The sequence below is a fragment of the Desulfobulbaceae bacterium genome (assembly GCA_015231515.1).
GTDB lineage: Bacteria > Desulfobacterota > Desulfobulbia > Desulfobulbales > VMSU01 > JADGBM01.
In genome coordinates this window covers 51,054-57,755 of record JADGBM010000009.1, presented here as the reverse complement: position 1 = coordinate 57,755, position 6,702 = coordinate 51,054, and the positions used below count along the sequence as shown (strand labels likewise).

At 45.8% G+C, this 6,702-nt stretch carries 8 protein-coding genes and 1 pseudogene; 6 read left to right on the top strand and 3 right to left on the bottom strand.

The genetic code is table 11. The features are described from left to right. Window positions 1-148: pseudogene (locus tag HQK80_03080) on the top strand (hydroxymethylbilane synthase). On the opposite strand, the gene HQK80_03075 reads toward HQK80_03080, so the two are convergent. Both HQK80_03075 and HQK80_03070 read right to left on the bottom strand, forming a co-directional pair. Beyond that, the gene (locus tag HQK80_03075) at window positions 94-657 is read right to left on the bottom strand and encodes a hypothetical protein (protein ID MBF0221205.1); all 564 of its coding nucleotides are present in this window, start codon (window positions 655-657) and stop codon (window positions 94-96) included. The pseudogene HQK80_03080 and the gene HQK80_03075 overlap by 55 nt on opposite strands. Continuing rightward, window positions 654-1,235, bottom strand: a complete 582-nt coding sequence (locus HQK80_03070; GenBank protein ID MBF0221204.1) for an SIS domain-containing protein — start codon at window positions 1,233-1,235, stop codon at window positions 654-656. Before HQK80_03070 ends, HQK80_03075 begins: the two co-directional genes overlap by 4 nt. Before the next feature lie 371 nt (window positions 1,236-1,606). Between HQK80_03070 and HQK80_03065 the strand changes: the two genes are divergently transcribed. The 3 genes from HQK80_03065 to HQK80_03055 all read left to right on the top strand — a co-directional run bounded on the left by HQK80_03065 (window position 1,607) and on the right by HQK80_03055 (window position 3,294). After that, the gene (locus HQK80_03065) at window positions 1,607-2,104 is read left to right on the top strand and encodes a cyclic nucleotide-binding domain-containing protein (GenBank protein ID MBF0221203.1); all 498 of its coding nucleotides are present in this window, start codon (window positions 1,607-1,609) and stop codon (window positions 2,102-2,104) included. 126 nt (window positions 2,105-2,230) lie between these two features. Continuing rightward, a complete protein-coding gene (locus tag HQK80_03060) occupies window positions 2,231-2,983 on the top strand; it encodes an RNA methyltransferase (protein ID MBF0221202.1) in 753 nt (250 codons plus the stop codon). 11 nt (window positions 2,984-2,994) lie between these two features. Continuing rightward, window positions 2,995-3,294 carry a hypothetical protein gene (locus HQK80_03055; GenBank protein ID MBF0221201.1) on the top strand — a complete coding sequence of 100 codons (300 nt, stop codon included), beginning with the start codon at window positions 2,995-2,997 and terminating at the stop codon, window positions 3,292-3,294. A 64-nt stretch (window positions 3,295-3,358) separates the two neighbouring features. Here the strand turns inward: HQK80_03055 and HQK80_03050 are convergent, their stop codons facing one another. Next, window positions 3,359-3,835, bottom strand: coding sequence for a hypothetical protein (locus HQK80_03050; protein MBF0221200.1), 477 nt, complete (start codon window positions 3,833-3,835; stop codon window positions 3,359-3,361). A gap of 293 nt (window positions 3,836-4,128) precedes the next feature. Here HQK80_03050 and HQK80_03045 point away from each other — a divergent pair, with 293 nt between their 5' ends. Both HQK80_03045 and pyk read left to right on the top strand, forming a co-directional pair. Continuing rightward, window positions 4,129-4,776 (top strand): nuclear transport factor 2 family protein, encoded by a 648-nt coding sequence (locus HQK80_03045; GenBank protein MBF0221199.1) that lies wholly within the window; start codon window positions 4,129-4,131, stop codon window positions 4,774-4,776. 3 nt (window positions 4,777-4,779) lie between these two features. Continuing rightward, window positions 4,780-6,567 carry a pyruvate kinase gene (pyk, locus tag HQK80_03040; protein ID MBF0221198.1) on the top strand — a complete coding sequence of 596 codons (1,788 nt, stop codon included), beginning with the start codon at window positions 4,780-4,782 and terminating at the stop codon, window positions 6,565-6,567. Window positions 6,568-6,702: the final 135 nt, after the last annotated feature.

The following is a 6,702-nucleotide window of genomic DNA, read 5'->3' as shown; positions in this document are numbered from 1 at the left end:
ACGACGGTCTCAGCTGGCGGTTATGCGGCCTGATTTAGTTATCGAAGATCTGCGCGGCAACCTTGATACCCGTCTTAAAAAACTTGATGAAGGTCAGTATGATGCCATTATTCTGGCTGCCGCCGGCAAACTCAGATCGGTATATTTAAAACCAGAGGTCAGAAGAGCGTCACCAAGTGACTCACCAATCCCCTTATCCTGTTTAGCTCCGTCAATGATCGCCTTATTGATAAACTCACCGGTCTCTTGTGCTGCGCCAAACTCACCGGCGCCCAATACCACATCGACATCCTCCGAGGTCATCCCGGCCATAGCGGTCTCGGTATCATGAACGATGCAGGCGCCATTAAAAGCAAGGCCGGTAATAATCTTCTTCTCCATAAGAGTGATAAGCACCGGATTGAGACCAACCTTAATAACATGGGCACCCATACCGACTATAACAGGGCGATCATTCATGTGTGAATCTATAACCCGTTTAATCAGCAGAGGAAAATCATTGCCAAGAAGCTGTTTGGGCAGCATGGCCAGCAACTCTTTAACCGAGGCACCCGCAGTTGGAATACCGGCAAAATCGTGCACCGAGACCTTGCTAGGCCTGTCGTGAAGCGAATAGGTTTTCAGGGCCGTCAAATCAATTGGCCGATAACTCTTCACTGATTCACCCCTCCAAAGAGCAGTTCATCAACCAGTTGGCAAATCATATGTTCAACCCAGACATGAGTTTCTTGTATATGCGGGGTGAAACTAGTCCCGACATTTAAGCCCACATCGGCAAGACCAAGAAGGGTGCCGCCGTTTCCACCAGTTAAGACCACAGTGGCCATACCTCGAAACTTCGCATACTCAACTGCCTTAATTACGTTTGCAGAGTTTCCGCTTGTCGATATACCCAAAACAACATCACCTTCTTTGCCAAGGGCCTGAAGTTGCTTCAGGAATATATCCTCAAAACTAAAATCATTGCCGACGCTCGTCAAGATTGAACTATCGGTAGTCAAGGCAATTGCCGGTAGTGGCCGTCGGTCAATCAGGAAACGGTTGACAAACTCCGCCGCCATATGCTGAGCATCGGCAGCGCTTCCGCCATTGCCGAAAATCAGCAGTTTATTGCCATTATTAAAGGCCTCGACAACAAGCTGCACGACAGTGATAATTGCCTGGGCATTCTGCTGTGCAAAATCAGTTTTGGCCGCAACAGACCCCCTAAGCCCCTCAAATATTTTATTTTGCATTCTATTTTCCTGCCGATAGGTGTCTCACAGTAATTTCTACAAGACGATTATTCTCTTCGTTTACGGACTATTTATAACGAGGCTACTCTATTGTCAACAGGGCAGTTTTCATCAAACGCCGGAGAAAGCTGTATCCCTTTGCGTATTTGTACTTTTAAAAAACCAAAAATTGAATTAGACAACGTTCGCAAAAGGCATCAGCTCAAAAATATTTACCGGCTAACCGACCAGATTAATAAACAAATTTCACTTTTGTCAGGGTTTCATATCCACCCAGTCATATTTTTTTTGCATTCTATCTATTTTTTTTGATAGACTTGGGTAATAAAATTTAATTGTAACTCATTGTGTCATAATCTTGGAGCAACCACATGAAAGAAACTGATTATTTAAAAAGTAACGAAAAAGTTCTGCGAATATTGCGTGATATCGACCAATTCACTCCGTTCTCCAATGAAGATATCATGTCTTTTTTAGATGTAGGCAAACTTATTGAGTATAAAAAAGGTGAAGAGATTATCCAGGAAGGCGAGACAGAGTTTTATGTCTATTTCCTCCTTTCAGGCGGTGTAACTATTGAAAAAGACGGCGTCACCATCAAAACACTGCGCCGCACTGGTGAGCTGTTTGGCGAGATGGGCATGATGAATAGCTCGCCTCTTTCTGCTGCCGTAACCGCAATACAAAAAACCCTTGTTCTGCGACTGGACAGCTCAATCATCGGTAACAATCCAGAGGCAAAAGAACTTGCCTTGGGCTACACTATTTACAGGCTATTCTGTGAAATTCTCGCAGAAAGACTTCGTGTTACAACCGAAGAAAACATTCAGCTCAAAAAGGAGTTAAAGGCAAAACAGAAGAAGGCATAATTCTCCCCTTCAAACACATGCCATCAAACCCTTTACTTAAAAAAGCCTTAGAAACTATGAAGCCGTAACCTAACCGGCTATTAAGCACCATAACTTTCGCAGAGACCGTCAGAACCCATCCCGCCAGTGACAAAAGATGCCCTTAATATATCTATCGTACTTGTCGAACCTCAGGGCCCTTTAAACATCGGGTCCGTATGCAGGTCAATGGCCAACTTCGGTTTTACCGAACTACGCCTGGTCAACCCAAAAGCCGATCATCACAGTCATGAAGCACGGCAGATGGCTGTTAAAGCGACCCCACTACTGGAACAGGCGCAACTTTTCAGCTCAATTCAGGACGCCATAGCAGATTGTCATTATTCGGTTGCAGTAACCAGGCGTCTTGGCGGCTATCGATCCAATCAGGCAAATCCAGATCAGGTAGCGCAAGAGATTTTACCCCTTTGCGCAGTTGACAAAACTGCCATTGTCTTCGGACGGGAGGATCACGGCCTTTTCACCAATGAACTTGAGTTGTGTCAACGTCTGTTGACAATTCCTACCCATGATGGTTTTCCTTCCATGAATTTAGCCCAGGCAACAACAGTCTGCCTGTATGAAATATACAAAGCGCAGCTTGAGCAAAAATGTGATTTGCGAAAGGAAAAAAAACTCGCTCCTAACGAATCTCTGGAATCAATGCTCCAACATATGCGTAAAACCCTGCTAGATATCGACTATCTTGACCCTCAGAACCCCGACCATATTCTCCGTTCATTCAGGCAGATTTTCGGACGAGCAAAACTTGATGACCGTGAAGTTCGAATACTGCACGGCCTGTGGAGCAAAGTTGACTGGCTTGACAATGAACGGCGAAAAACGACAAACCCAATATAATGGAGACCAACATGAAAACTATTCAGGTGAAAAGATTTATTGCAGTAGCCTTTGCCCTCGGGCTCTTTGCTGCCAACACCAACACCTCAAACGCTGCTGACAACTGCGCAGAACTACTGGTTAATAAGTGTATTGAGTGCCATAATCTAAACAGAGTCTGCCAAAAACTTGGCAAAAAGAGCGAAAGTCGTTGGGAGCGGACCGTAAAACGAATGGTTAAACGAGGAACGATACTGACTAAAAACGAATCCGCAGAAATCGTTACCTGCCTAGCAGATGAGTTACCGGGAGCGGTTCAGGCTTGCAAATAATGCATCATCTCAGGCGTCGCGTACTTTACGAAAATCTCGAATAACCTTTTTAAAGTTGAGACAATCAGGTGTGAACGAGAGAAGCCTTACTCGCAGAGACAAAATAGCCCTCTGCATGAATAAGCCAATACTTCTCCGGGCTCGATTCAATCGCACTCTTCAAACTTGCAGAGAGCCAGTGGGAATCTTCCGGCAAACAATAAAAAACAGAATCAATACCAATAAAGCCATCAAGCAGATGCGCGATCAAATGAAAGAGTTTACTGGGATAGCCGTTGCTTAGGGCTGCACAATCATCAATCGATGAACACCCGGCCTCTTTTAACTCCTGGATATAACTGTTCAGCACCAACCTGTTCTGTTCAATCGCAGAGTTCAGTTCCGACCAGAAGGTATCGGCAACTGCAACAAGTGACCGTTCCCTGATAACTTCAACGGAATCGTAGGTGACGAGCATGCTCTTTTCAAAAAAAAGCCGCACATGTTTCTGGGCGGCGTCATAATCATCTGCACAACATAACATTTTATGAATCCGAATCATTACCAAGTTCCTCCGTTGCTGTGGCGGCACCTAACATAACAGTCCATACCGTGGGAACGGTACAAAGTATCTTTGCAAAGCGCATTTAGGAGCCATCATAAAACAATATGGCTATATTATTTAACCTTAACTGATTGATCAGTTAAAAACATCTGCCCATTTTCAGATCGCAACAACTTTTTCAGATACCATTAAAAATTGAACTTTTATATAAGTTAACAAGATGCTAGACTACTAACCAGATACTATGATTTTCATACATATCAAGCCACCCTACACAGGAGATATCATTCATGAGCCAAACACCTTTAGACGACACGACGCCAAACTCATCATTTACTAAGTTTAAGTTGTTCGTCATACTCGTTGTAATCTTTATCCTAGCCTTCGTTGTATACAAGTTAGCAGTCTCACCTGTTGACACAGAGGTAACTACTGCCCCTGTTACTACCGAAGCAACTGAAAATGAAGCGGCCCAGGAAGACGTTACTGAAGCCGTTTCAGACCAAGGAGATTCTGATGCAGCTGAGACCACAGATCAAGGAGCCATAGCTGGGAGCGCAACGGCAGATATGGTCAACCCCGAACAAGACATCAAAGAGATAAACCAGTTCCTTGTAGATTGGAAATCAGCCTGGCAAAATTCAGCCAGCTCAACTGGCAACCCCGATGCGTACTTTGCCTTATATGCTGACAATTTCACCTCGGGCAAACTCAGTACGGACAAATGGAAAGAGTCAAAAAAAATTCGGAATCAGGGGAAATCCTGGATTGAGGTCTGGCTTTCCGACATTCGCGTAACCGCCAATACTGATGGTACCTATCGCGTCACCTTTAAACAGGAGTACAGCTCATCAAATTTCTCTGATAAGGGTAACAAAGAACTGGTTGTCCGGAAGAGTGATTCCGGCTGGCAGATCATGAGCGAGAAAAGCCTTTAATCGATGCGAGTACTTCTATTAGAGGACGACCAGCTTGTTCGTGACCACATCCGGGAACAGATACTCTCTTTTGGACACGAAGTGGACACCGTTGCCAATGGTCAGCAGGGCTTCCGGAGAGCAACTTCAAACTCTTACGATATATTTATATCTGACATCTTCATGCCCCACTGGGATGGCTTCAAATTTATTGAAGCCATGGCGGTAGTCTGTCCCAATGTTCCTTTTATAGTTATCACCTCCAACCTTGAAGAGGTTCAAGGCCTAAAAGAGAAACTCGGTAATTACAATACGATCCTGGCGGTTATGACCAAACCCATTGACCCCCATGATCTCATTGACATACTTGGCAGTATCTCCAGACAATCAAGTGAATCTGTCCGGAAAATGGCCCGTATTGTCTGTACCATTGGCCCTGCATCAAGCAGTGAATCGACCATCCGCAAAATGATTCTGGCAGGCATGGACGTAGCCCGCCTGAATTTCTCTCACGGCTCCTACGAATCTCACGAGGCCGTTTTAAATGCAATCCGCAGGGCGGAAGATGAGTGGTTTCGGCCTGTGGCTGTGATCATGGATTTATGCGGCCCCAAGATTCGAACAGGACAGATGAAGAATGGCGCCATACAGTTAGCTGCCGGTGGCATTATCGAAATCCAGAAGGAACCAATCGAAGGAACTCCGGAGCGCATCTCAACTATTTCCCCTGAGATACTCTCCGATCTACGCCCAGGTGACCCAATTCTCTTAGACGATGGCCTTCTTGAACTCAAAGTAGATAGCGTTACCGATGAGCTGGTGAGTTGCCATGTTATCGTTGGCGGCACCTTAAAATCAAGTAAAGGAATAAACCTGCCCGCCACCCCATTGTCTCTGCCATCATTAACCGAAAAAGATAAGCAGGATCTCGAATGGGGTCTGAGTCACAGTATCGACTACGTTGCGCTCTCCTTTGTTCGCTCAGCTCAGGATATTATTGACTTAAAAGACATCATCCGCCAATCGGGCAAACGTGACATACATGTTGTTGCAAAGATAGAAAAACCAGAGGCCGTTCAGGACATTGATGCTATAATTGACGCCTCAGATGTAATTATGATAGCCCGCGGCGATCTTGGCGTTGAAATTCCGGCCTCGCACGTCCCGTGGATCCAGCAGTCGATTATCAATAAATGCTGGGCTAAGAACACACCCGTTATCACAGCAACCCAGATGCTTGACACCATGACGACCAACTCACGGCCGACCCGTGCCGAAGTTACCGATGTCAGCGTTGCCATACGGGAGGGAACCGATGCCGTTATGCTGTCCGGTGAAACTGCCGCTGGTATCAATCCGGTGAATGTCGTGCGCACAATGGCGTCAATTATCTGTGAGACGGAACGGCACTCATCGTTTGACCATGACCGCTTCGAGACACTTTCTTTAATAACAGAGATCAACCCGGCACTCGTTGCCGCAGCCAGTCTCGGCAACTCAGCCGCTACCCTGATTATTGATTTTGGCCGCAACTTTTATCGTCACATGTCAAAATGGAACAGAAAGACGCCTACCCTCCTAGCAACTGACTCACTTCATGCAGCTCGCCACTCCTGTCTTTTCAAAAATATTATTCCAATTATCACCAAGGAAAAGCTCAGTCGTGATCAGATTGTCTTCTGGGCGATTCAAGAGGCTAAGGATCGCGGCATCCTCGTCGCCAATGACACTTTAGCTGTTATTGAGGCTGATCGTCAGACCCAGGGTGGAATCCCCCAAATCGGTGCCTTTCAGCTGGTTAAAGTTACATAGTCCCCGCCTTTTCAGACAACTTCGTGCCTCACACAGCCTTCCTCGTCAGCCGTAATTAAGCAGCAATACGCAAAATGCCTTTCAGGAAGCTTGACATCTCCGGTAAAAGGCGTCATTTTCAGCAGCTCAATAGTA